Source organism: Diaphorobacter sp. LI3 (assembly GCF_022807955.1).
GTDB lineage: Bacteria > Pseudomonadota > Gammaproteobacteria > Burkholderiales > Burkholderiaceae_C > Diaphorobacter > Diaphorobacter nitroreducens.
Genome location: NZ_CP094346.1, coordinates 3,262,501 through 3,286,056, shown reverse-complemented (window position 1 = coordinate 3,286,056; position 23,556 = coordinate 3,262,501). Strand labels below are relative to the sequence as shown.

Annotated in this window: 24 protein-coding genes (1 of these 24 only partly in view); all 24 read left to right on the top strand. The window is 62.3% G+C overall.

Annotation, left to right across the window (positions count from 1 at the left end; genetic code table 11):
• The first annotated feature begins 43 nt into the window (after positions 1 to 43).
• Positions 44 to 826 (top strand): 5'/3'-nucleotidase SurE, encoded by a 783-nt coding sequence (gene surE / locus MRB47_RS15365; RefSeq protein ID WP_015912780.1) that lies wholly within the window; start codon positions 44 to 46, stop codon positions 824 to 826.
• Positions 826 to 1,596, top strand: a complete 771-nt coding sequence (locus MRB47_RS15360; protein ID WP_011804593.1) for a protein-L-isoaspartate(D-aspartate) O-methyltransferase — start codon at positions 826 to 828, stop codon at positions 1,594 to 1,596. Before surE ends, MRB47_RS15360 begins: the two co-directional genes overlap by 1 nt.
• A gap of 11 nt (positions 1,597 to 1,607) precedes the next feature.
• Positions 1,608 to 2,519, top strand: a complete 912-nt coding sequence (locus MRB47_RS15355; RefSeq protein ID WP_252101128.1) for a peptidoglycan DD-metalloendopeptidase family protein — start codon at positions 1,608 to 1,610, stop codon at positions 2,517 to 2,519.
• Positions 2,520 to 2,533: 14 nt separating this feature from the next.
• Positions 2,534 to 3,538: an RluA family pseudouridine synthase gene (locus MRB47_RS15350; protein WP_252101127.1), complete on the top strand. Its 1,005-nt coding sequence runs from the start codon at positions 2,534 to 2,536 to the stop codon at positions 3,536 to 3,538.
• Positions 3,539 to 3,688: 150 nt separating this feature from the next.
• On the top strand, positions 3,689 to 4,393 hold the full coding sequence (scpB, locus tag MRB47_RS15345; RefSeq protein WP_252101126.1) for an SMC-Scp complex subunit ScpB: 705 nt from the start codon (positions 3,689 to 3,691) through the stop codon (positions 4,391 to 4,393).
• On the top strand, positions 4,390 to 5,733 hold the full coding sequence (locus MRB47_RS15340; protein WP_252101125.1) for a pseudouridine synthase: 1,344 nt from the start codon (positions 4,390 to 4,392) through the stop codon (positions 5,731 to 5,733). The genes scpB and MRB47_RS15340 overlap by 4 nt, the downstream gene beginning before the upstream one ends.
• Before the next feature lie 77 nt (positions 5,734 to 5,810).
• Complete coding sequence (gene ndk / locus MRB47_RS15335; protein ID WP_011804598.1) at positions 5,811 to 6,236, top strand: nucleoside-diphosphate kinase; 426 nt, start codon at positions 5,811 to 5,813, stop codon at positions 6,234 to 6,236.
• Between the two features lie 84 nt (positions 6,237 to 6,320).
• Positions 6,321 to 7,445, top strand: a complete 1,125-nt coding sequence (gene rlmN / locus MRB47_RS15330) for a 23S rRNA (adenine(2503)-C(2))-methyltransferase RlmN (protein ID WP_011804599.1) — start codon at positions 6,321 to 6,323, stop codon at positions 7,443 to 7,445.
• A 31-nt stretch (positions 7,446 to 7,476) separates the two neighbouring features.
• Positions 7,477 to 8,304, top strand: a complete 828-nt coding sequence (pilW, locus tag MRB47_RS15325) for a type IV pilus biogenesis/stability protein PilW (RefSeq protein WP_015912788.1) — start codon at positions 7,477 to 7,479, stop codon at positions 8,302 to 8,304.
• Positions 8,297 to 9,271: a helix-turn-helix domain-containing protein gene (locus tag MRB47_RS15320; RefSeq protein ID WP_252101124.1), complete on the top strand. Its 975-nt coding sequence runs from the start codon at positions 8,297 to 8,299 to the stop codon at positions 9,269 to 9,271. Before pilW ends, MRB47_RS15320 begins: the two co-directional genes overlap by 8 nt.
• Positions 9,272 to 10,549 (top strand): flavodoxin-dependent (E)-4-hydroxy-3-methylbut-2-enyl-diphosphate synthase, encoded by a 1,278-nt coding sequence (gene ispG, locus MRB47_RS15315; RefSeq protein ID WP_252101123.1) that lies wholly within the window; start codon positions 9,272 to 9,274, stop codon positions 10,547 to 10,549. It begins immediately after the preceding gene.
• Between the two features lie 97 nt (positions 10,550 to 10,646).
• Positions 10,647 to 11,936, top strand: a complete 1,290-nt coding sequence (hisS, locus tag MRB47_RS15310) for a histidine--tRNA ligase (protein ID WP_252101122.1) — start codon at positions 10,647 to 10,649, stop codon at positions 11,934 to 11,936.
• Positions 11,937 to 11,949: 13 nt separating this feature from the next.
• The gene (locus MRB47_RS15305; RefSeq protein ID WP_252101121.1) at positions 11,950 to 12,627 is read left to right on the top strand and encodes a YfgM family protein; all 678 of its coding nucleotides are present in this window, start codon (positions 11,950 to 11,952) and stop codon (positions 12,625 to 12,627) included.
• A 20-nt stretch (positions 12,628 to 12,647) separates the two neighbouring features.
• Entirely contained in the window at positions 12,648 to 13,775 is a 1,128-nt protein-coding gene (gene bamB / locus MRB47_RS15300) for an outer membrane protein assembly factor BamB (RefSeq protein ID WP_411275703.1), read from the top strand.
• Between the two features lie 19 nt (positions 13,776 to 13,794).
• Complete coding sequence (gene der / locus MRB47_RS15295; RefSeq protein WP_123675222.1) at positions 13,795 to 15,138, top strand: ribosome biogenesis GTPase Der; 1,344 nt, start codon at positions 13,795 to 13,797, stop codon at positions 15,136 to 15,138.
• A 77-nt stretch (positions 15,139 to 15,215) separates the two neighbouring features.
• Positions 15,216 to 15,467, top strand: a complete 252-nt coding sequence (gene hfq / locus MRB47_RS15290; RefSeq protein WP_011804607.1) for an RNA chaperone Hfq — start codon at positions 15,216 to 15,218, stop codon at positions 15,465 to 15,467.
• 63 nt (positions 15,468 to 15,530) lie between these two features.
• A complete protein-coding gene (gene hflX, locus MRB47_RS15285) occupies positions 15,531 to 16,709 on the top strand; it encodes a GTPase HflX (protein WP_088887359.1) in 1,179 nt (392 codons plus the stop codon).
• A 51-nt stretch (positions 16,710 to 16,760) separates the two neighbouring features.
• Entirely contained in the window at positions 16,761 to 18,116 is a 1,356-nt protein-coding gene (hflK, locus tag MRB47_RS15280; protein ID WP_011804609.1) for an FtsH protease activity modulator HflK, read from the top strand.
• Between the two features lie 9 nt (positions 18,117 to 18,125).
• Positions 18,126 to 19,031: a protease modulator HflC gene (gene hflC / locus MRB47_RS15275; RefSeq protein WP_252101119.1), complete on the top strand. Its 906-nt coding sequence runs from the start codon at positions 18,126 to 18,128 to the stop codon at positions 19,029 to 19,031.
• A 29-nt stretch (positions 19,032 to 19,060) separates the two neighbouring features.
• The gene (locus tag MRB47_RS15270) at positions 19,061 to 19,240 is read left to right on the top strand and encodes a DUF2065 domain-containing protein (RefSeq protein ID WP_103737220.1); all 180 of its coding nucleotides are present in this window, start codon (positions 19,061 to 19,063) and stop codon (positions 19,238 to 19,240) included.
• A 75-nt stretch (positions 19,241 to 19,315) separates the two neighbouring features.
• Positions 19,316 to 20,464: an ATP phosphoribosyltransferase regulatory subunit gene (locus tag MRB47_RS15265; RefSeq protein WP_252101118.1), complete on the top strand. Its 1,149-nt coding sequence runs from the start codon at positions 19,316 to 19,318 to the stop codon at positions 20,462 to 20,464.
• A gap of 29 nt (positions 20,465 to 20,493) precedes the next feature.
• Positions 20,494 to 21,870 carry an adenylosuccinate synthase gene (locus MRB47_RS15260; protein ID WP_252101117.1) on the top strand — a complete coding sequence of 459 codons (1,377 nt, stop codon included), beginning with the start codon at positions 20,494 to 20,496 and terminating at the stop codon, positions 21,868 to 21,870.
• Between the two features lie 71 nt (positions 21,871 to 21,941).
• Complete coding sequence (locus tag MRB47_RS15255) at positions 21,942 to 22,466, top strand: phosphoribosyltransferase (RefSeq protein ID WP_011804614.1); 525 nt, start codon at positions 21,942 to 21,944, stop codon at positions 22,464 to 22,466.
• Between the two features lie 79 nt (positions 22,467 to 22,545).
• Positions 22,546 to 23,556: the 5' portion of an IS30 family transposase gene (locus MRB47_RS15250; protein WP_252100635.1), read on the top strand. 9 nt of this gene lie beyond the right edge of the window; the window shows 1,011 of its 1,020 coding nt (coding positions 1-1,011); the start codon lies at positions 22,546 to 22,548; the stop codon falls past the right edge of the window.

The window sequence follows — 23,556 nt, the reverse complement described above, 5'->3', positions numbered from 1 at the left end:
GTGTGCGCGCTCCTACAATGCCAGCCGTTCCGCCTTCCAGACCATGAAAATCCTCATCTCCAACGACGACGGCTACCAGGCGCCTGGCATCGTGGCGCTGCATGACGCCCTTAAGACCATTGCTGATGTGGAAGTGGTGGCTCCCGAACACAACAATAGCGCGAAGTCGAACGCCCTGACGCTGCATTCGCCGCTGTATGTGCAAACCGCGCACAACGGCTTTCGCTATGTCAATGGCACGCCTGCCGATTGCGTGCACATTGCGCTGACGGGCCTGCTGGGTTACCGGCCCGATCTGGTGGTCTCCGGCATCAACAACGGTGCCAACATGGGCGACGACACAATTTATTCCGGCACGGTGGGTGCTGCGATGGAAGGCTATCTTTTCGGGATCCCGTCCATCGCCTTTTCGCAGGTGGACAAGGGGTGGGGCGAGATCGAGTCGGCTGCGCGCAAGGCGCGCGAGATCGTTCAGCAGATGGATCGCCAAAACCTGGTCGGCGAAGCCCCCTGGCTGTTGAATGTCAACATTCCCAATATGCCGTATGACGCATTGCGGCCCTTGCGCATGTGCCGCCTGGGCCGGCGCCATGCGGCAGAGCGTGTCATTGAGCAGCAGAGCCCGCGTGGGGAACTGATGTACTGGATCGGTGGCGCTGGCGCCGCCAAGGACGCGGCGGAGGGCACCGATTTTCATGCCACGGCCCACGGCCATGTATCCGTCACGCCATTGAAGGTGGACCTGACCGATTACGACGGACTGGGGTATTGGGCGCAGACGGTGGCCCGTCTCGTACCAGCGCAGGCGTCCGGCGAGGTGGCTTGATGCAGCGGCGGCCAGGTTTTCCTGCGCGGATCGACTGGCGCCAACCCGGTGCACCCACCGCGGCGCCACCGGTAGGCGCGCGCCGCGAGGTGCAGCCGCCCACGCCGCACGGCGTGGGGCTGGACTCCGCTGCCGTGCGCGCACGCATGGTGCAGCGACTCGCAGCCTCGGGCATCTCGGCGGGGGCGGTTCTTCAGGCCATGGGAATGATTGAGCGGCATCGTTTTGTCGACACCGCCTTGGCCAACCAAGCCTATGAGGACACCAGTCTGCCCATCGGACTGGGTCAGACCATTTCCAAACCCAGCGTCGTAGCACGCATGATCGAATTGTTGCTGGGGGCCGAGTGCGCGCGCGGAAAGGGAATGGGCCGGGTGCTGGAGATCGGCACGGGCTGCGGCTATCAGGCAGCGGTGCTGTCGCGTGTCTCGCGCGAGGTGTATACCGTTGAACGCTTGCGCGCGTTGCATGAAAAGGCGCGAGACCACTTGCGCCCCCTGCGCCTGGCCAACGTGCACCTGATCCTGGGCGACGGAATGTTGGGTTACCCCAGCGGCGCGCCCTATGCGGGCATTATTGCCGCGGCGGGGGGGGATAGCCTTCCCGCCGCGTGGTGCGAGCAACTTGCCGTGGGTGGCCGGCTGGTCGCCCCACTGGCGGGCGCCGACGGCCAACAGATGCTGCTGGTCGTTGATAAAACTGCGCAAGGCTTCAAGCAGGGCATTCTGGAAGCCGTGCATTTCGTCCCCCTAAAATCGGGGATCGCCTGAAGGATTTGCTTATGTTGGTATCGCGTAGTCTTGTGGTTTGGGGAGTTGCCGTGCTGGCTGGCGGTTTGCTGGCGGGGTGCAGCACCCCGATCAACAGGGCTCCCGTGGAAGATCGCGGCACCTTTGCCGCGAGCAGCGGCACGACTGCGCCCGCCGGGGCCGTGCCTGAGGTCAAGCCCTTGCCTGGTGCTGAGAACGCGGGCAAACTTGGCTACTACACCGTGAAGCCAGGCGACACGCTGATTCGCATTGGCCTGGAAAACGGGCAAAGTTGGAAAGATATCGCGCGCTGGAACAACCTGGAAAACGCCAACCTGATCGAGGTGGGCCAGGTGCTGCGTGTTGTGCCCCCTGCTGCGGCTGCGGCGACTGCGGTGGCATCTGACACCGGTGTGGTCACCCGCCCCGTCACGTCTTCGCCCTTGGCTGCAGCATCGGCTGCGAGCGCACCCAAGCCGTCGGCGTCGGCGGCGTCTACACCGGCCGCGGTGGCGCCGGCAGCGGCACCCAGCGCGCCGGCGATGGCTACCGCGCCGGCCGCTACCGCTGCAACGGATGACGTCAACTTCATCTGGCCCTCGTCGGGCAGCCTGTTGGCGGGATTCGACGAGGTGCGTAACAAGGGCTACGACATCGGCGGTAAGGCAGGCGATCCGGTGCTCGCCGCTGCCGATGGGCGTGTGGTGTACGCCGGGGCTGGGCTTCGCGGCTATGGCAACCTGGTGATTTTGAAACACAACAACACCTATCTCACGGCCTATGCGCACAACCAGACGCTGCTGGTGAAGGAAGATCAGAACGTGCGCCGGGGCCAGAAGATTGCCGAGATGGGAAGCACCGACGCGGATCGTGTGAAACTGCATTTCGAAATCCGGCGCCAGGGCAAGCCCGTGGACCCCGCCCGCTACCTCCCCTCCCGTTGAGCGCGCCGGCTTCCATGGGAGAGGCGTCCTGGCTGGAGGATGCTGATCCAGCAGAGACAGGTGGGAGTCAGGCGGACGAGTTTGAGGCGGAACTGCGGGAGGTCGTGGTGGGCGCCGAGCAGCATGCTCAGCGGCTGGACAAGGCACTCGCGGAACTGGTCCCAGAATTTTCCCGCAGTTATCTGCAGCAGTTGCTGCTCCAGGGCTGTGTACGCCTGAATGGGCGGGAGGTACAGAAGCCGGCGTCCCGGGTCAAGGCCGGGGACCGCATCGCGGTCGAGATGCGCCCTACGCAGCAGAGCCAGGCTTTTCGGCCCGAGCAATGGCCATTGGATGTGGTGTATGAGGATGAGCACATCCTCGTGATTCACAAGCCTGCGGGGCTGGTGGTGCATCCCGCGCCCGGCAATTGGAGCGGCACATTGCTGAACGCCTTGCTTGGCCGGGATGCGCAGGCGATGCAGGTGCCGCGTGCGGGCATCGTCCATCGACTGGACAAGGACACCAGTGGCCTCATGGTCGTTGCGCGCAGCCGGTCGGCCATGGATGCACTCGTCCGCATGATCGCTGCACGCGAGGTCAGCCGCCAGTATGTGGCGCTGGGGTGGGGCGGCTGGACGGGGGCCGCACATCGATCGGTGCATGCCCCGATCGGTCGTGACCCGCGCAATCGCCTGCGGATGGCGGTGGTCGATCTAGCACAGCATCCAGGCAAGGAAGCCCGCACCGATTTCGACCTGATAGATGCCAACGAGGAGGTGTGCCTCGTGCGTTGCACGCTGCACACGGGGCGAACGCACCAGATCCGCGTGCATATGGCATCCATACGTCATCCCTTGGTGGCAGATGTACTGTACGGCGGCGCGATGGCCGGGCCCATGCATCGACAGGCGCTGCATGCATTCCGGCTGGCGTTTGTACACCCGGTCACTGGCGCTCCCCTGGAGTTCCACGCGCCGCTGCCGGAAGACATGACGCAGGCGCTGGATTTTTGGGGGCTGCGCTACAATCGCTCCTAACGGCTGTTCTGCCGTGAACCGCCGGTCAGCACGAGCTACCGGCCCCGTGAAGGCGCATTGCCACGCTCTGCTTTCTGCGCCGCAATATCTCCAACCCAAGGCGCAGCCTCCCGTTTGATGCGAGGCTGCCTTTCCAGGGACTGTTGGACCATGAATTCGGTGGACGCCAAACGGGTTCTTGAAACCGCGTTGATCTGTGCCCCGCAGCCTGTATCGATCCGTGACTTGCGGACACTGTTCGATGACGCGCTGGGCTCCGATACAGTAAAGATGCTGCTGCTGGAACTGCAGCAGGACTGGGCCTTGCGAGGGGTGGAGTTGGTACAAGTGGCCACAGGTTGGCGTTTCCAGAGCCGGCCCGAGATGCGCGAATTTCTGGACCGGCTGCATCCTGAAAAGCCGCCCCGCTACACGCGAGCGACGCTGGAGACGCTGGCCATCATTGCTTACCGGCAGCCCGTGACCCGCGGGGACATCGAAGACATCCGTGGGGTGACGGTCAACAGCCTCATCATCAAACAACTGGAGGACCGCGGCTGGGTGGAGGTCATTGGCCACCGCGAGACAGTGGGCCGGCCTGCGTTGTTTGCTACCACACGGCAGTTCCTGGACGATTTGGGACTGCAATCACTGGATCAACTGCCTACGCTCGAAGACCCCGGCGTGCAGGTCAGCATGCTTGAAGCGCTGGGCGCCATTCAGGGGGCACCGCAGAGCGAAGACACTGCAGGGGTACCTGAGGACGGCGTGCAGGTGCCGGCCGTAGACGAAGTAGATATTGAAGATGCCCCTGATCTGGTAGTGGGCGCGACACACAGTGGTGCCGAAGAGGGGCCACGGGACATTGACATATGAATGATGAATCTCACAAGGATCCGGACTCCATGGCGGGTCACTCGACGTCGCCCGCATCGGAGGCTGCTGCGCCGCGCAGGCCCCGCAAGCGCAAGTCTGCGGAAGGCGCGCTTCAGGAGGATGCGGCAGTGCCGCAACTGAGTGGTGCTGACGGTGCCCAATCGGACGTGAAGATGCAGGAAGTGCATGAGCAAGGCGCTGCTGTTGAGGTGCCACGACAGTCCAGCGGCCATGCTGCCAAGCGCGCGCCGAAGGGTGATGGCTATCAGTTTGCCGACGTGGTGTCGGGTCAGTTCGACGAGGATGAAGCCAACGCCGAGCTCGCCCCCGCCAAGCGGGTGCTGCTTCCCCAGCCAGAAACCCCCAAACTGCACAAGGTGCTTGCCCAGGCGGGCATGGGGTCTCGGCTGGAAATGGAGCAGCTCATCCTGGAAGGGCGTATTTCCGTCAACAATGAGCCGGCCCATATCGGACAGCGCGTGCAGTTTGGGGACCAGATAAAGGTCAACGGCAAACCCATCCGCTTCCGTATTGCACCACCGCCGGTACGCGTGATTGCATACCACAAGCCGGTGGGCGAAGTGGTTACGCATGACGATCCGCAAAACCGCCCCACGGTGTTTCGCAAACTACCCCGGCTGCAGCAGGGCAAATGGCAATCCGTCGGGCGACTGGACCTGAATACCGAAGGTTTGTTGCTATTCACCAGTTCGGGGGAGCTTGCGAACAAGTTGATGCACCCCCGCTTCGGGCTGGAGCGTGAATATGCGGTCCGCGTGTTGGGTGCGTTGAGCGCCGAGGAAAAGCAACGCTTGCTGGAAGGCGTGCCGCTGGAGGATGGCATGGCTTCCTTTGGCTCCGTGGAAGACGGCGGCGGCGAGGGCGCCAACTGTTGGTACCGGGTCACCATCTCTGAAGGCCGTAACCGCGAGGTCCGCCGTATGTTCGAGGCGGTAGGACATGCGGTGAGCCGGCTGATTCGGATTCGCTACGGGGCCATGATGCTGCCGCGCGGGCTCAAGCGCGGGGCATGGCTGGAGCTTGATGAGCGCGACATTCGTGCCCTGATGCAGGCGGCAGGTGCAACGCTGGACGGTGGTGGTGCGCGCCCCACTAGTGGCCAGGGCAGGGGCGGCCGCAAAGGCGATCGTCGATCCGCGGGGCCGGGCAAGGCATCTGGCAGTGGGCGTGACAAGACGGGGGGGCGTGCGGGGCGATCGCCCTCACCGAATGCCCAGCCGGACCCGATGAAGACGTCGCTCGGCTATATCGGGGCTGACAGTTTCTCGCGCCATCGCCAACAGCAACGCAACAACGGGCCGCGCCGCGGCGGCCGTTAGGGGATTGGCGTAAAGCTAAAATTGACGGTTTGCCTTCAGGGCAAAAAATACCGCAACACCTCACTAGGAAAATCAACATGGCTATCGAACGCACCCTTTCCATCATCAAGCCGGACGCAGTTGCCAAGAACGTGATCGGCCAGATCTATGCGCGCTTTGAAGCCGCGGGCCTGAAGATTGCCGCTGCGCGCATGATCCACCTGTCGCGCGCCGAAGCCGAGCAGTTCTACGCAGTGCACAAGGAGCGCCCCTTCTTCAAAGATCTGGTGGACTTCATGATTTCCGGCCCCGTGATGGTGCAGGCCCTGGAGGGTGAGAACGCCGTCCTGAAGAACCGCGAACTCATGGGCGCGACCGACCCCAAGAAGGCGGCGCCCGGCACGATCCGCGCCGACTTCGCGGACAGCATCGACGCCAATGCGGTGCACGGCTCCGACGCTGCCGAAACCGCCCAGGTGGAAGTGGCCTTCTTCTTCCCCGGCCTGAACATCTACTCGCGCTAATGCAGTGGCTCCGCGTGCCGGGCGGTCCTGGTTTGGCCGCCCCCGCGCGGATGCGCTATGTGGGCGTGGACATCCGTGAACGTTATGACCACGAACCTTCTGGATTTTGACCTGGACGGCCTGGCTGCTTTTTGCGAGCGGCTGGGAGAAAAACGTTTTCGGGCCACGCAACTGTTTCGCTGGATCCACCAGCGCGGTGCCAGCGATTTTGACCAGATGAGCGACCTGGCGAAATCGTTGCGCGAGAAGCTCAGGGGCTGCGCCCATGTGGCAGGGCTGCAAGCCATCAGCGAACATGTCTCTGCGGACGGCACGGTGAAGTGGCTGTTCGACGTGGGTGACGGCAACGCCGTGGAGACAGTCTTTATTCCTGAGGACGATCGCGGCACCTTGTGCATCTCCTCGCAGGCTGGATGCGCCGTAGGCTGCCGTTTTTGCTCCACCGGTCACCAGGGGTTCAGCCGCAATCTCACTACTGGCGAAATCCTGGCCCAGCTCTGGTACGCCGAGCACGCACTACGGCAGCGCCGCGGTGACGGTGAACGCGTGATTTCCAACGTGGTGATGATGGGAATGGGCGAGCCGCTGCAGAACTATGCTGCACTGGTGCCTGCGCTGCGTGTCATGCTCGATGACCATGGTTACGGCTTGTCGCGGCGTCGCGTAACCGTGTCTACCTCAGGCGTCGTGCCCATGATGGACCGCCTGGCGCAGGATTGTCCTGTGGCGCTCGCTGTTTCGCTGCATGCTCCCAATGACGTGTTGCGCGACAACCTCGTTCCCCTGAACCGCAAGTACCCGCTGCATGAACTCCTGGCGGCGTGTCGGCGTTACTTGGACCACGCACCGCGGGACTTCATCACTTTTGAATACTGCATGCTGGAAGGCGTGAACGATCAGCCAGAGCATGCGCGACAGTTGATTGACCTGGTGGGCCGCAAGGCGGCCGACGGCGGGGTGTCGTGCAAGTTCAATCTCATCCCCTTCAACCCGTTCCCGGCTTCCGGTCTGCGCCGATCTCCCCCGGCGGCTGTGACGGCTTTCGCACAATTGTTGAGTGACGCGGGTATCGTCACGACCGTTCGCAAGACGCGCGGTGACGATATTGATGCGGCATGCGGACAACTGGCTGGCGATGTGAAGGACCGAACACGGGTCAATGAACGCATGGCCAAGCTCAGGACCATCGAGATCAAGCCGGTCATCTGACGGCGTGGCGCAACAATTACGGGAGGCTTTCATGGCGAAGTGGCGGATCAATCATGGCGGGTGGCAGGCGATGGCGGCGATCGGCATTGCCGTTGTCGTCTCGGGCCTTGCCGGTTGTGCCCACCAAGGGGCGTCCGATGCCAATGGTGCCGTGGCGGAATCCGCGTCCGGCGGCGGCGAAGCCGACGTGCGTCGCCGTGCACGTATCCGGCTGGAGCTGGCTGCGAACTACCTGCAAATGGGGCAGACCACCGTGGCCATGGAGGAGGTGCGGCAGGCGATCACGACCGATCCCACGTACGCCGACGCCTACCACCTTCGCGGCTTGATATACATGAACATGGGCGACCTGGCGCTCGCGGAAGACAGCCTCAAGCGCGCCCAAGGCATGAAGCCTTCCGATCCAGACATCATGCACAACTATGGCTGGCTGCAGTGCCAGCGCCAGCAGTACGACGTCGCCAATCAGATGTTCGAGCGGGCGCTTGCCGTACCGAGTTACAAGGCACGCAGCAAGACGCTGATGTCCCAGGGCCTGTGCTACCAGCGGGCGGGGCGTCTTGCAGAGGCCGAACAGGCGCTGAAGCAGGCCTATGAGATTGATGCGGGTAACCCGGCGGTGGGTTACCACTTGGCGGCCGTGCTGTTTGCGCGGGGCGAGGCCAAGCGGGCGCAGTTTTATGTCCGTCGCGTGAACAATGGCGAGTATGCCAATGCCGAATCTCTGTGGTTGGGTGTGAAGATCGAACGCGTGCTCAAGGAGTTCGTGGCCATGCGCCAGTTGGGTGATCAATTGCGCAAGCGCTTCCCCAACGCAAAAGAAACCCTGGCATTCGAACGAGGGGCCTTCGATGAGTGAGCCCATGGGCGCCGCTGGGGGGATTGATCACCGGATGCAGGATCACGGCACTGAACCCGCGGGCGGCGTTACCGCGGGGCAGTTGCTGAGGCAACTGCGCGAATCCGCAGGGGTCCATGTTGATGTGCTGGCCGGAACGCTGAAAGTGCCCGCGTACAAACTGCATGCGCTGGAAGCGGACCAATACGACGCATTTCCCGACGCCGTCTTCATGCGGGCGTTGGCGTCGGGCGTCTGCCGGACCTTGAAGGCCGATGCTGCGCCGGTGCTCGCATTGCTGCCCCAGAGCGGCCCCGTGCAGCTTGTGGTGGACAAGGGACTCAACGCGTCTTTCAGAGACCCTGGTCACCGGTTCATCAAGGGGGGAACGCTGGAGCGACCCAAATCGCGCATGATGGGTGTGACGGTTGCCGCGCTGTTGGCCGCCGCGGTGGCCATCGCCTTTCTCCCGAAGGGCAACGACAGTTTGCCGGTCGCCAGCAGTCCGGAGGCGATAACACCGCCACAGCGCGCGCTCGAAGCCACGCAACTGGACCCGGTGACTGCTGCGGTGCCCTCAGTACAAGAATCCGTTGCCTCAGGGGGACAGGCAACCGCTCGGGCAGAGCCATCTTCTGCTGCGGTGGCCTCAGCGGCCCTCGCCGCATCGACCCCCGCTGCGGCGGTGGAGCCGGCCCCATCCCACGGCGTGACCAACGAGGCCGGAGTTGACGCCAAGGGCACCGAGGCTTCGGGCGTGCTGGTCATTCGCGCCCGGGGAGAATCCTGGATTCAGGTGCGCAACGCCGCGGGCGGCGTCGTGCTGCAGAAGATCCTGGCTGCGGGCGAGAGTGTTTCCGCGGCGGGCAGCCCTCCCTGGTCGGTCGTCATTGGCAAGGCGGATGCCACGGAGGTGGTTGTGCGCGGCCAGCCCATGGATCTGAATGCGATTGCGCGCGAGAACGTTGCGCGTTTCGAGGTGAAGTAAATGAATATCTCCGGCACAGCCGCACCGATCGCTATGGCACAGCCCCAGGCACGCCGCTCGCGGCAGGCACGCATCGTCTGGGGCAGCCGGGTGGTCACGGTGGGTGGCGGCGCACCGGTTAGGGTGCAGTCCATGACCAACACCGACACGGTGGATGCGATCGGCACGGCCATCCAGATCAAGGAACTGGCGCAAGCGGGCTCCGAGTTCGTTCGCATCACGGTGAACACGCCGGAGGCCGCAGCGGCCGTGCCTTACATCCGTGAGCAGCTGGACCGCATGGGCGAGACGGTGCCGCTGGTGGGCGACTTTCACTACAACGGCCACCGCCTACTGACGGAATTTCCCGACTGCGCACAGGCATTGTCCAAGTACCGCATCAACCCGGGCAACGTGGGCAAGGGCGACAAGAAGGACAAGCAGTTCGGCCAGATGATCGAGGCCGCGGTGCGCTGGGACAAGGCCGTGCGCATCGGCGTGAACTGGGGCAGCCTGGACCAGGAGTTGCTGGCCGAGCTGATGGATGCGAACAGCCGCCGCGCCCAGCCGTGGGATGCGCGCCAGGTCATGTACGAGGCGCTGATCACCTCCGCCATCGAATCGGCGAAACGCGCCGAGGAAATGGGCCTGAGCGGCGACCAGATCATCCTTTCGTGCAAGGTCAGCGGAGTGCAAGACCTGATCTCGGTGTACCGCGAACTCGCGCGCCGCTGCGACTATGCGCTGCACCTGGGTCTGACCGAGGCGGGCATGGGCACCAAGGGTATCGTGGCGTCGACCACCGCGCTTTCGATCCTGCTACAGGAAGGCATTGGCGACACTATCCGTGTGTCGCTGACTCCGCAGCCCGGCGAGGCGCGCACCCAGGAGGTGGTGGTGGCCTCCGATATCCTGCAATCGCTGGGGCTGCGCGCGTTCGTGCCCAGCGTGACCGCTTGCCCGGGGTGCGGCCGCACCACCAGCACCACATTCCAGGAGCTGGCCAAGCAGATCGACGATTACCTGCGTGCGCAGATGCCCGTATGGCGGCTGCGCTATCCCGGCGTGGAAAAACTCAAGGTGGCCGTGATGGGCTGCATCGTCAACGGCCCGGGCGAGAGCAAACATGCCGACATCGGCATCAGCCTTCCCGGCACGGGCGAGGCGCCCGCCGCCCCGGTCTTCATCGACGGCGAAAAGGCCATGACCCTGCGGGGCGAGGGCATCGCGCGAGAGTTCCAGGATATCGTTGAAGGCTACATTGCCCGGCGTTTCGGCAACGGCGCAGGCGCACAGTAAAGTGCGCGCAAGTTTGCTATAAATATTATAGCTTATAGCGCTTGATGGATAAGCGCTAGAGGCTGATTTGATTCAAAATCACAAACAATAGAACAAGATGCAGAAGCTGGTTGCCATCAAGGGCATGAACGACATTCTTCCGCCCGATTCGGCGCGCTGGGAATGGCTGGAGGACAAAGTGCGCACCCTCATGGCGCGCTACGCTTATCGCAACATCCGCACGCCCATCGTCGAGCCTACGCCGCTGTTCGTGCGCGGTCTGGGCGAAGTCACCGACATCGTCGAGAAGGAGATGTACTCCTTCGAGGACCGGCTCAACGGTGAACAGCTGACGCTGCGCCCCGAGGCAACGGCGGGGGTGGTGCGTGCGGTGGTAGAGCATTCCATGCTCTACGACGGCGGCAAGCGCCTGTACTACATGGGGCCGATGTTCCGGCATGAACGGCCACAGCGCGGCCGCTACCGCCAGTTCCACCAGATCGGTGCCGAGGCGCTGGGCTTTCCCGGCGCGGAAGCCGATGCCGAAATCATTCTGCTGGCGCATGCGCTGTGGGCGGAACTGGGGCTGGAGAACGTGCGGCTGGAATTGAACAGCCTGGGGCAGCCCGACGAGCGCCGCGCCCACCGCGCGGTGCTGATCGCATACCTGGAGCAGCACATGGATGTGCTCGACGAGGATGCGCGCCGCCGCCTGCACAGCAATCCGCTGCGCATTCTCGACACCAAGAACCCCGCGATGCAGGCGCTGGTGGAAGGCGCCCCGCGGCTCATCGACTTTCTAGGCGAGGCGTCGCTGCAGCATTTCGAGACCGTCAAGGCGATCCTGGATGCCAACGGCGTGGTCTGGAGCCTCAACCCCCGCCTGGTCCGCGGGATGGACTATTACAACCTCACGGTATTCGAGTTCGTGACGGACCAACTGGGTTCGCAGGGCACGATCTGTGGTGGTGGCCGTTACGACTACCTGATCGAGCAGATCGGCGGCAAGCCCGCTCCGGCCGTGGGCTGGGCGCTGGGGGTGGAGCGCGTGCTGGAGTTGCTCAAGGAGCAGGAGACGCAAGTGGCCCGACCAGCTGCCGATGCCTATGCCGTAGTGCCCGACGCGTCAGCCCTGCCGGTGGTCATGGCTACCTTGCAGCGGCTGCGTGCGCAGGGGGTGTCGGTGCAGATGCACAGCCCCACCACCGCAGGCGAGGGCATGGGCAGCATGAAATCCCAGTTCAAGAAGGCGGACGCCAGCGGCGCACGCTATGCACTGGTCTTCGGCGCCGACGAACTGGCCCGCGGGGCCGTGACCGTCAAGCCGCTGCGGGATAGCGGCGAGCAGGCGGAGCGCCCGCTGGCGGCGCTGGCCGAATGGGCGGCCACCCTACAATCCTCGCGCTGAACGGAACCACAACATGGCCAACAACTTCGACCTTCAAGAACAAGAACAGCTTGAGCAGATCAAGCACTTCTGGAACACGTGGGGCACGCCCATCACCTGGGCGTTGATTGTCATCATGGGGGGGCTTGCCGCCTGGAACGGCTACCGGCTGTGGCAGGGCCGCCAGGCCCAGCAGGCGACGGCACTGGCCGAGGCCGTGGAAATGGCCGTGCAGGCGGGTGACCTTGCGCGCGTGGAGCAAGCCGTGGGCGACTTGAAGTCGAGTTACGGCGGCACCGCGCAGGCGGGGCAGGCAGGCCTTCTGGCTGCCAAAGCGCTGGCCGACGCTGGCAAGTGGGATGCCGCCAAAAGTACGTTGGCTTGGGTGGCCGAGAAAGCGTCTGATGAGGGTTACCAGGCCTTGGCCCGGCTGCGCCTGGCCAGCGTCCTGATCGAGCAAAAGGCCTACGACGAGGCCTCGGCGCAGCTGTCGGGGAAATTCCCCGCAGAGTTTGCTGCTACGGTCGCGGATCGCAAGGGTGATGTGTTCGCGTTGCAGGGCAAGAAGCAGGAAGCCATCGCCGAGTACCGCCGTGCCTACCAGGCTTTTGACGAGCGTGTGGAATACCGCCGCCTGGTGGAAGCCAAGCTCAACGCTTTGGGCGCACAGGTGGAGACGGTAGCCTCCGCTACGTCGGGGGGCGTGCAATGAGCCAGGCACGTAGTCATGCCATGAGGGCGCTGACCGGCGCCTCTTTGCTGGTGAGCCTGCTGGTGATGGGAGGTTGCTCGTTGTGGGGCGGCACGCCGAAGCCGAAGGCGGCGGAGCTCGGTCCCAACGTCCCTGTGCTGGGAGTGCGTCAGGCGTGGGTGTCCCAGATTGGGACGCAAGAAGGCCTTGAGCTCGACATACACGTGGAGGGCAGCGTGGTGACGGTGGCCTCTGCCAATGGCGATGTGGCGGCCATCGATGCTCGCACGGGGGGCGACGTATGGCGCACGCGCCTCAACCAGCCGCTTGCCTCGGGCGTGGGAAGTGATGGGCGCTGGACGGCGGTGGTGTCGAAGGGCAACCAAGTTATCGCACTGGACGGCGGTCGGGAGATCTGGCGCAAGCCATTGCCCGCCCAGGCTTATACGGCGCCGTTGGTCGCGGGCAAGCGCATCTTCGTGCTGGCGGCGGATCGCTCCATTTCCGCCTTCGACGCGGCGACTGGCTACCGGCTCTGGAGCCAGCAGCGGCCGGGTGAGCCCCTGGTCTTGCGCCAGGGCGGTGTGCTGATGGCCGTGGGTGACACCCTGGTTGCGGGGCTGTCCGGCCGTCTGGTCGGCTTCAATCCCGACAACGGCGTGGTGCGCTGGGAGGCGCCCTTGGCCAGTCCGCGCGGCACCAATGACGTCGAGCGGCTGGTGGAGATCGTTGGCCGTACGAGCCGTGTGGGCGACAGCCTGTGCGCGCGGGCTTTCCAGGCCTCGGTGGGTTGTATCGATGCATCCCGGGGGACGGTCTCGTGGACGCAGCCCGCCAGCGGCGGCGTGGGCATCCACGGGGATGACACCATGCTGTTCGGCACGGAAAGCAACGGAACAGTGATTGCATGGCGACGCACTGATGGGTCCCGCGCCTGGACATCGGACAGGCTGCAGTTCCGCAAGCTCACAGCGCCCTTGGTGCTGGGGCGTTCGGTGGTAGTGGGTGACGATACAGGGCTGGTGCACCTGCTGTCCCGTGAGGACGCCGCACCGCTCAACCGCCTGACGACTGATGGCTCGGCCATTGCGGCGGCCCCGGCGGTGGCGGGCGACACCTTGGTGGTGGTGACGCGCAAGGGCGGCGTCTACGGCTTCCGTCCGGACTGATAGGGATATAGGACACAGGATGAAGCCTGTCATCGCTTTGGTGGGGCGGCCCAATGTGGGCAAGTCCACCTTGTTCAACCGTTTGACCAAGTCGCGCGATGCGATTGTGGCCGACTTTGCCGGCCTCACGCGTGATCGCCACTATGGCAATGGGAGACAGGGCAAGCACGAGTACATCGTCATCGACACCGGGGGGTTCGAGCCCGATGCCTCCAGCGGCATCTACCGCGAGATGGCCAGGCAGACCCAGCAGGCCGTGGCGGAGGCAGATGTCGTGGTTTTTGTCGTGGACGTGCGCGGCGGACTGTCCGCCCAGGACCACGACATTGCCAACTACCTTCGCCGCCTGGGCAAACCCTGCGTGTTGGCAGGCAACAAGGCCGAAGGCATGCAGGACAGCATGCATCTGGCCGAGTTCTATGAGTTGGGCCTGGGAGAGGTGCACCCCGTATCGGCGGCGCACGGCCAGGGTGTGCGCAGCCTGGTGGATCTCGCGCTGAAGCCGCTCGCGTTGCCCGAGATTGAGGAGGAGGATGCGGGGGCCGAGAAGAATGTCATCCGTCTTGCAGTGGCAGGGCGCCCCAACGTGGGCAAGTCCACACTGATCAATACCTGGCTGGGCGAAGAGCGTCTGGTGGCTTTCGACATGCCCGGCACCACGCGCGATGCCATATCGGTGCCTTTCGAGCGCAACGGGCAGAAGTTCGAGTTGATCGACACGGCGGGCCTGCGACGCAAAGGCAAGGTGTTTGAAGCGATCGAGAAATTCTCGGTCGTGAAGACCCTGCAGGCCATCGAGTCAGCCAATGTCGTGCTGCTGCTGCTGGACGCCACGCAAGGAGTGACGGACCAGGACGCACATATTGCCGGCTACATCCTGGAGAGTGGTCGCGCCGTGGTGATCGCAGTGAACAAATGGGATGCGGTGGACGACTATGGCCGGCAGCAGCTGGAGCGTTCCATCGAAACGCGTCTGTCGTTTCTAAAGTTCGCGCCGTTGCACTTCATCTCTGCGAAGAAGCGGCAGGGCATCGGGCCGCTGTGGTCATCCATCATCCAGGCGTACAAATCTGCCAACCGCAAGATGCCTACGCCGGTGTTGACGCGCCTGCTGCAGGAGGCGGTGCAGTTCCAAAGCCCTAAGCGCTCGGGTATGTTCCGGCCCAAGATGCGCTATGCGCACCAGGGCGGCATGAATCCGCCGGTGATCGTGATCCATGGGAATTCGCTGGAGCATGTCACGGACGCCTACAAGCGCTTTCTTGAGGCGCGTTTTCGCAAAGAATTTGACCTCGTCGGTACGCCGCTGCGTATCGAAATGAAAACCTCCAGCAATCCTTATACGGACAAGCAGAACTCCTGAGCCCCTGGACGGCGTATGGCCGTCTGGCTGTGGTAAGGTGCTGGTTTACAACAACATTTTTGAACACGGAGAATATCGTGAGCAATAAAGGTCAGCTTCTTCAAGACCCCTTCCTGAACGCATTGCGTCGGGAGCATGTGCCGGTTTCGATCTATTTGGTGAACGGCATCAAACTGCAGGGTCAAATCGAATCCTTCGATCAATACGTCGTGCTGCTGCGCAATACCGTGACGCAGATGGTGTACAAGCACGCCATTTCCACGATCGTGCCTGGTCGTGCCGTCAACTTCTCGACTGCGGAACCCGCCGCCGACGGGGACAACCAGTAAGCCCCTGCGGCAGTTCAAGGCTGCGCCACGGCGCAAGCATTGCGCATCCCAGGGCACGCAGCCTTGAGTTCCCATTCTTCTCCTGACACGAAATCCACGCCTGTTCTATTGGTAGGCGTGGATTTTGGTTTGCCCCATTTCGATGCCGAACTCGAAGAGCTTGGCTTATTGGCCCAGACTGCAGGCTTGAATCCTGTCGCGCGGCTGACGTGCAAGCGAAAGACGCCTGATGCGGCGCTGTTCGTGGGTAGCGGCAAAGCCGATGAGATCCGCACTCTGGCGCAGATGCATGGCGCGAAGGAGGTGCTGTTCGACCAGGCGCTGAGTCCGGCGCAGCAGCGGAATCTGGAGCGAAGCCTGGAATTGCCCGTCAATGATCGCACGCTGCTCATTCTGGAGATCTTTGCCCAGCGCGCCCGCAGCCACGAGGGCAAGCTGCAGGTGGAGTTGGCGCGTTTGCAGTACTTGAGCACTCGACTTGTGCGGCGCTGGTCGCACTTGGAGCGTCAACGCGGGGGGATTGGCACACGGGGCGGACCGGGCGAAACACAAATTGAGCTCGACCGTCGCATGATCAGCGAAGCCATCAAGCGCACGCGGGAGCGCCTGGTCAAGGTCAAGCGCCAACGGGCGACCCAGCGGCGGCAGCGGCAGCGGCGCGATACATTCAATATCTCGCTGGTGGGCTACACGAATGCGGGCAAATCCACGCTGTTCAATGCATTGGTGAAGGCGCGAGCCTACGCAGCGGACCAGTTGTTCGCCACGCTGGACACCACCACGCGTCATCTTTATTTGGGCGAAGCAGCGGGTTCGGTGTCCCTGTCCGATACCGTGGGCTTCATTCGTGATCTGCCGCACGGGCTGGTGGATGCGTTTCAGGCCACGTTGCAGGAGGCCGTGGACGCGGATCTGCTCCTGCATGTGGTCGATGCCGCCAACCCCGCCTTTCCCGAGCAGATTGCACAGGTGCAACTGGTTCTTGGTGAGATTGGCGCCGCAGATATTCCACAACTCTTGGTATTCAACAAATTGGATGCCCTCACGCCCGAAGTGCGTCCTAACGTGCGGCAAGATACCTATGAACTGGATGGGCGGCCTGTACCGCGGATTTTTGTCAGTGCCGGCCTTGGCGAAGGGGTGGCTGACTTGCGGCAGCTATTGGCAGACATGGTTCAGAAGTCACTTTCGTCAGGCATGCCCCCTGTGACGGCGGCTGAATTGAAGGGCGAGTGGGACTGATTGGGCACAATGCTGGTGTTCTATTGCTATTGAGAGTACGAGAATTCGCGCATGAACCTTCTTAACCGTGCCTCTCGCTGGGCCGTGCTGCCTGAGCGTATTCGGGGGATGTTCAATCTCAACGATCCTCGTTGGGGCCGTGGGGACGATAAGGGCGAGGGTGGACAGCGCCCTGATTCGGAGCGCCCTTCTCCGGATAACTCACAGCGTCCACGTGGACGTGACCAGAATCCTTCGGGACAGCCGCCGGACCTGGATGAGTTGTGGCGTGATCTGAACCGCAAGCTGGGTGGGTTGTTTGGCGGCGGCGGGTCGCGTGGTCCCGCTTCTGGTGGCGGCAATGGTGGTTTCCAGCCAGACATGAAGAACGCGGGAGTTGGCGTGGGATTGATCGCCGCCATAGCGGTGCTGATCTGGCTGGGCACTGGCTTTTTCATCGTGCAAGAAGGCCAGCAAGCGGTGATCACCCAGTTCGGCAAGTACAAGAGCACGGTCAACGCCGGCTTCAATTGGCGTCTGCCTTACCCCATTCAGCGCCATGAACTGGTGTTCGTGACCCAGATCCGGTCCGCTGATGTGGGGCGGGATAGCGTCATCAAGAGCACGGGACTGCGTGAGTCCGCCATGCTGACCGAAGACGAGAACATCGTCGAAATCAAGTTCGCAGTGCAATATCGTTTGAATGACGCGCGTGCGTGGCTGTTCGAGAGCCGCAACCCGGCCGAAGCCGTGGTTCAGGCGGCAGAGACGGCGGTGCGCGAAGTCGTGGGCAAAATGCGCATGGATACCGCCTTGGCGGAAGAGCGGGACCAGATTGCTCCGCGCGTGCGCAACCTGATGCAGACCATCTTGGACCGATACAAGGTCGGCGTGGAAGTCGTTGGCATCAACCTGCAGCAAGGGGGGGTGCGCCCTCCTGAGCAAGTACAGGCGGCTTTTGATGACGTGCTCAAGGCGGGCCAGGAGCGGGAGCGCGCTAAGAACGAAGCCCAGGCTTATGCCAATGATGTGGTTCCGCGTGCCACGGGTACGGCGTCCCGCTTGATCGAGGAGGCGGCAGCCTACAAGGCGCGCATCGTGGCGCAGGCGCAGGGTGACACACAGCGCTTCAGCGCCGTCCTTGCTGAATACCAGAAGGCGCCGCAGGTGACGCGAGACCGCATGTATCTGGAGAGCATGCAGCAGATTTACGGCAATGTGACCAAGGTACTGGTGGAGTCGCGGCAAGGATCCAACTTGCTGTACCTGCCGTTGGACAAGATCATGCAGAGCGTTTCACAGCAGACTTCGGCGGCTGCGGCGACCGATACGCCGCCAGCGACAGTCCCTCCTGCCGCGACCTCTCAATTTCCCGGCGATTCTCGGTTGCGTGATGCCAACCGTTCGCGCGAACGTGAGTCCCGATAGGAGAGCCGTGTGAACAGAATCGGATTTATCGCATCGACAGTTCTGCTGTTGCTGGCATTGCTCAGCTCGATGGTGTTCGTCGTCGACCAACGCCAGTTTGGCGTGGTGTACGCGTTGGGGCAGATCAAGGAAGTCATCACGGAACCAGGCTTGAATTTCAAGCTACCTCCACCTTTCCAAAACGTTCGCTACATCGACAAGCGTCTGCTCACGCTGGACAGTTCAGACACCGAGTCGATGCTGACAGCCGAGAAGCAGCGCGTGGTGATCGATTGGTATGTGCGCTGGCGCATTACCGACCCATCCGAGTACATCCGCAATGTGGGACTGGACGAGAACGCAGGTGCACTGCAGCTCAATCGGGTGGTCCGCAATGCATTTCAGGAAGAAGTCAACCGTCGCACCGTCAAGGAGCTGCTGTCGCTCAAGCGCGATGCACTGATGTCCGACGTGAAACGGGAAGTGCTGGAAGCTGTCCGCGGCTCTAAGCCTTGGGGTGTCGATGTCGTGGACGTGCGCATCACGCGGGTCGACTACGTAGAAGCGATCACGGAGTCCGTCTATCGACGCATGGAAGCGGAACGCAAGCGCGTTGCGAATGAACTGCGCTCCACGGGCGCGGCGGAGGGGGAGAAGATTCGCGCAGACGCAGATCGGCAGCGCGAGATCACCATTGCCAATGCCTACCGCGACGCCCAGAAGATCAAGGGCGAGGGTGATGCGGAAGCTGCGCGTCTGTATGCGGAGGCATTCGGCCGTGATCCTCAATTTGCACAGTTCTACCGTAGCCTCGAAGCTTACAAGGCGAGCTTCAACCGCAAGGGCGATGTCATGGTGCTGGATCCGGCGAGCTCTGAATTTTTCAAGGTATTCAGAGGCGGGACGGGTAACGCATCTGCGGCCCCCCGCCGCTGATGAGCGACTGATGGCGGTGGTCGGCTTCCATGAACGGGTTCTGGATCGCGTTGGGTTGGGTGCTGGTCATCGAAGGGCTGCTGCCCTTCTTGTCACCTGGTGGTTGGCGCCGCATGTTCACGCAGCTTTTGCAATTGCGTGACGGCCAGATTCGCTTTTGCGCGCTGTTGGGGCTGATCGCTGGCGGCGCCATTCTGCTGCTCGCGTAGCCTGGCCGCTTTCGGTCCCGGGGTGGGGCTTATCCATGCCGGTAGAATCAACGTTTTAACAGCCTGCCCCATCCCATGTCTGCCTGGGTCCTGCCGGATCATATTGCCGATGTCTTGCCTTCCGAGGCGCGGCACATTGAAGAACTTCGCCGCGGACTGCTCGATACGGCACGCAGTTACGGTTATGAGTTGGTCATGCCTCCTTTGCTGGAGCATCTGGAATCACTGTTGACGGGCACTGGCGAGGCGCTGGACCTCCAAACGTTCAAATTGGTGGACCAACTCTCGGGTCGATCTCTCGGCTTGAGGGCCGATACGACCCAACAGGTCGCACGCATTGATGCGCACCTGCTCAACCGGCAGGGGGTGGCGCGTCTATGCTATTGCGGCCCAGTACTGCACACGCGTCCCGATCGTCCGCACGCCACCCGAGAGCCCTTGCAGTTTGGAGCCGAGATCTACGGTCATCCAGGTATCGAGGCGGATATCGAAGCAGTGTTGCTGTCGTTGGAGTGCTTGCGCAGTGCCCACGCACAGGAGGTGAGCGTAGATCTGGCCGACGTCCGTATCGTGCGCAGTCTGCTTGCAGGACTTCCTGTCGGTATGCATCAGCTCGCCCACGTCCACGGTGCGCTTGCTGCCAAAGATGCCAGCGAATTGGCGTCGTTGACGCGCGATTTCCCGTCTGCATCGCGGGAAGGGTTGTTGGCACTGTTGCAGCTGTATGGCGATGCAACAGTGCTGAATGAGGCCGAAAACTTGCTGAAGCCCTTTCCTGGTGCGCGCGAGGCGCTATCAGATTTGAGGGCGATTGCAGCACGAATGGACGGTGTGCGGGTCACATTTGATCTGGCAGATCTGCGGGGTTATGCCTATTACAGCGGCGCGCGTTTTGCGATTTATGCGCAGGGCGCCAGTGATGCGCTGGTGCGAGGCGGCCGCTATGACGAGGTCGGCGCGGTCTTCGGCCGTAACAGGCCAGCCGCAGGCTTTAGCTTGGACGTGAAGCAGCTGGTGGGTGTGGTGTCGGCTCCGTCATTGCGTGCGGCCATCCGGGCGCCCTGGGGCGATGGTGGTGCGCTCAGTGCTGCCATTGCTACGTTGCGTCGTCAGGGCGAAACCGTGGTGTGTGTGCTGCCGGGGCACGGCAGCGAAGTGGACGAATTCCACTGCGATCGGGAGCTTGTCCTGGTGGATGGCAACTGGGTCGTAAAGGCGATTTGAGTTTCTTCAGCATTTGAATCGGGTTTGACATGAAAGCAAGCAAGGGTCGTAACGTTGTCGTGGTCGGCACCCAGTGGGGCGATGAAGGCAAAGGCAAACTGGTTGATTGGCTGACTGAGAGCGCCCAGGGGGTGGTGCGGTTTCAGGGCGGGCACAACGCTGGTCACACGTTGGTCATCAACGGCGTCAAGACGGCGCTGCACTTGATCCCCAGCGGGATCATGCGCCCGGGTGTCAAGTGCTACATCGGCAACGGCGTCGTTCTCTCGGCAGGCAAATTGTTTGAGGAGATCGAGGGGCTCGAAAAAGCGGGCGTCGAAGTGCGCTCGCGTCTGCGCGTCAGTGAAGCTTGTCCATTGATCCTGCCGTTCCATGCGGCGCTGGATGTGGCGCGTGAAGCGGCGCGTGAACACGGTGGCGCCGAGAAGATTGGTACCACGGGCCGTGGTATCGGACCGGCCTACGAGGACAAGATCGCTCGCCGTGCCCTGCGCGTACAAGACCTCAAGTATCCAGAACGCTTTGCCGCCAAGCTGCGCGAATTGCTGGCGTTGCACAACCATGTCCTCAGCACCTTCTTGGGCTCGGCCAATTTTCAGTTTGGCGACGCACTCAAGCCCTACATCACGGGCGGGCAAGTGCAGTTTGAGCCGGTCTTTGAGGAGGCCATGCGGCATGCAGAGATGCTCAAGCCCATGATGGCAGATGTCTCGCGTGAACTGAACGAAGCGCATGCCGCGGGCGCAAATCTGCTGTTTGAGGGGGCCCAGGGCACGTTGCTCGATGTGGACCATGGCACCTATCCCTATGTCACGTCCAGTAACTGTGTGGCGGGTAATGCGGCAGCGGGGTCAGGTGTTGGCCCGGGGCATCTGCACTACATCTTGGGGATCACCAAGGCATATTGCACGCGGGTGGGGGGAGGGCCTTTCCCGACCGAGCTGGACTGGGAAACGCCTGGAACACCGGGTTATCACATGAGTACAGTGGGCGCCGAAAAAGGGGTGACGACAGGGCGCAGCCGTCGCTGCGGTTGGTTTGATGCTGCGCTCCTCAAGCGTAGCGCGCAGGTCAATGGTCTTTCAGGGCTCTGCATCACCAAGCTGGATGTTCTGGACGGGTTGAGGGAACTGTCGCTGTGCGTGGGATACGAGTTGGACGGTGAAACGATCGACCTTCTGCCAATGGGTGCCGAAGAAATCGCGCGTTGCGTACCTATTTACGAGAATATTGCCGGTTGGACGGAATCCACCGTGGGAGTGACTCGCTATGAGAACCTGCCGTCCAATGCGCGTCGCTATCTGGAGCGTATTGAGCAAGTGACGGGGGTGCCTATCGCAATGATCTCGACCAGTCCAGACCGTGATCACACGATCTTGATGCGCCATCCCTACGCGGCGGACTGAGGGCATAGTGGGGCAGTAGGAGTGTGTCGCCCGCTGTTAAGGCGATTGTTGCTATCAATTCAGGAGTTAGTATGCTGACGGAAGACGGCAAGCATTTGTACGTGAGCTACGACGAGTATCACAACCTCATAGAGAAGCTTGCGCTAAAGGTGCATCAATCCGCATGGCAGTTCGATACGATCCTTTGTCTTGCACGTGGCGGCTTGCGACCTGGGGATATTCTGAGCCGTATCTTTGACAAGCCCTTGGCCATCATGTCCACAAGTTCTTATAGAGCAGAAGCTGGGACAGTCAAGGGGCACTTGGACATCGCTCGCTTCATCACGACTCCCAAGGGGGAGATCGCTGGCCGCGTGCTACTCGTGGATGATCTGGCGGACTCGGGTCATACCCTGAATGCTGTGGTGGAAATGCTCAAGACCAACTACGCACCCATCACGGAGCTGCGTAGCGCGGTGATTTGGACGAAAGGGCTGTCGACTTTTGCGCCTGACTATTCTGTGGAGTTCCTTCCCACCAACCCCTGGATACATCAGCCCTTTGAGGGCTATGACAGTCTGACGCCCGAAAAACTGCTTGAAAAGTGGCAATGGTGAGATGTTGGATGAAAGTAGAAAATTTGTTGGCGGTCTCAAATCTGAAGTGCAACACCCTCACCAAGGGTAATGTACGCAAATGGGAACGAGATACGAGCACTTGCAGCCAGAAGACAGAGTGACGCTGGCATCGCTGCGCCAGCAGGGCTGGAGCATCAGGGCCATAGCCCGCCTTCAAGGCCGCAGCCCCAGCACCATCAGCCGTGAGTTGCGGCGCAACGCCTGCCACGGCGGTTACGCCAGCGCGCCTGCGCAGCGTCTGTGCCAGCTGCGGCGCATTCAGGCCAAGCCATACCCCAAGCTGCACAGCTGCGGGGCGTTGTGGACTCTTGTGACCACCATGCTGTGCTGGCTGTGGTCGCCCCAGCAGATTGCACGCACACTCCAGCGCATGTATCCCCAGGACCCAACCATGCATGCCTCGCACGAGAGCATCTACACCGCCATCTATGCATACCCACGCGGTGAGTTGCGCCGCCAGCTCATCGCACTGCTGCGCCAAGGCAAGAGTACACGCCGCCCGCGTTCAGCAGGCTCTGATCGGCGTGGTCAGATTCCAGACATGGTCTCTATCCATGTTCGCCCACCCGAGGTCAATGATCGCGTGATCCCGGGGCATTGGGAGGGGGATCTGATCAAGGGTGCTGGCAACCAATCGGCGGTGGGTGTGCTGGTAGAGCGCTCAACGCGCTTGGTGCTGCTGTGCAAGATGCCTGACGCATCCGCAGACAGTGCGCTGGCCGCGTTCACCAACAAGCTGCGCCAGATCGCACAGCCGATGCGCCAGACGCTCACCTACGACCAGGGCAAGGAGATGGCCCGGCACAAGGAACTCGCCCAAGCCCTTGGCATGCGGGTGTACTTTTGTGATCCGCACAGCCCTTGGCAAAAAGGCAGTTGTGAGAACACGAATGGGCTGCTGCGCCAGTTCATGCCCAAGGGCACAGACCTGAGCATGCATGACCAGGATGCGCTGGACTCCATGGCCGATCTGATGAACAACCGTCCTCGTCAGACTCTCGGCTGGGATTCTCCCTACCAGGCTTTTCAGCGATTCATGGCGGCTATCGCCGAGAAAAGCTCCGCTACC

Excerpts from the sequence above, each read along its gene's own strand:
- surE (WP_015912780.1), top strand. The coding sequence starts at position 44 with ATGAAAATCCTCATCTCCAACGACGACGGCTACCAGGCGCCTGGCATC.
- MRB47_RS15360 (WP_011804593.1), top strand. The coding sequence starts at position 826 with ATGCAGCGGCGGCCAGGTTTTCCTGCGCGGATCGACTGGCGCCAACCC.
- MRB47_RS15355 (WP_252101128.1), top strand. The coding sequence starts at position 1,608 with ATGTTGGTATCGCGTAGTCTTGTGGTTTGGGGAGTTGCCGTGCTGGCT.
- MRB47_RS15350 (WP_252101127.1), top strand. The coding sequence starts at position 2,534 with ATGGGAGAGGCGTCCTGGCTGGAGGATGCTGATCCAGCAGAGACAGGT.
- scpB (WP_252101126.1), top strand. The coding sequence starts at position 3,689 with ATGAATTCGGTGGACGCCAAACGGGTTCTTGAAACCGCGTTGATCTGT.
- MRB47_RS15340 (WP_252101125.1), top strand. The coding sequence starts at position 4,390 with ATGAATGATGAATCTCACAAGGATCCGGACTCCATGGCGGGTCACTCG.
- ndk (WP_011804598.1), top strand. The coding sequence starts at position 5,811 with ATGGCTATCGAACGCACCCTTTCCATCATCAAGCCGGACGCAGTTGCC.
- rlmN (WP_011804599.1), top strand. The coding sequence starts at position 6,321 with ATGACCACGAACCTTCTGGATTTTGACCTGGACGGCCTGGCTGCTTTT.
- pilW (WP_015912788.1), top strand. The coding sequence starts at position 7,477 with ATGGCGAAGTGGCGGATCAATCATGGCGGGTGGCAGGCGATGGCGGCG.
- MRB47_RS15320 (WP_252101124.1), top strand. The coding sequence starts at position 8,297 with ATGAGTGAGCCCATGGGCGCCGCTGGGGGGATTGATCACCGGATGCAG.
- ispG (WP_252101123.1), top strand. The coding sequence starts at position 9,272 with ATGAATATCTCCGGCACAGCCGCACCGATCGCTATGGCACAGCCCCAG.
- hisS (WP_252101122.1), top strand. The coding sequence starts at position 10,647 with ATGCAGAAGCTGGTTGCCATCAAGGGCATGAACGACATTCTTCCGCCC.
- MRB47_RS15305 (WP_252101121.1), top strand. The coding sequence starts at position 11,950 with ATGGCCAACAACTTCGACCTTCAAGAACAAGAACAGCTTGAGCAGATC.
- bamB (WP_411275703.1), top strand. The coding sequence starts at position 12,648 with ATGAGGGCGCTGACCGGCGCCTCTTTGCTGGTGAGCCTGCTGGTGATG.
- der (WP_123675222.1), top strand. The coding sequence starts at position 13,795 with ATGAAGCCTGTCATCGCTTTGGTGGGGCGGCCCAATGTGGGCAAGTCC.
- hflK (WP_011804609.1), top strand. The coding sequence starts at position 16,761 with ATGAACCTTCTTAACCGTGCCTCTCGCTGGGCCGTGCTGCCTGAGCGT.
- MRB47_RS15270 (WP_103737220.1), top strand. The coding sequence starts at position 19,061 with ATGAACGGGTTCTGGATCGCGTTGGGTTGGGTGCTGGTCATCGAAGGG.
- MRB47_RS15265 (WP_252101118.1), top strand. The coding sequence starts at position 19,316 with ATGTCTGCCTGGGTCCTGCCGGATCATATTGCCGATGTCTTGCCTTCC.
- MRB47_RS15260 (WP_252101117.1), top strand. The coding sequence starts at position 20,494 with ATGAAAGCAAGCAAGGGTCGTAACGTTGTCGTGGTCGGCACCCAGTGG.
- MRB47_RS15255 (WP_011804614.1), top strand. The coding sequence starts at position 21,942 with ATGCTGACGGAAGACGGCAAGCATTTGTACGTGAGCTACGACGAGTAT.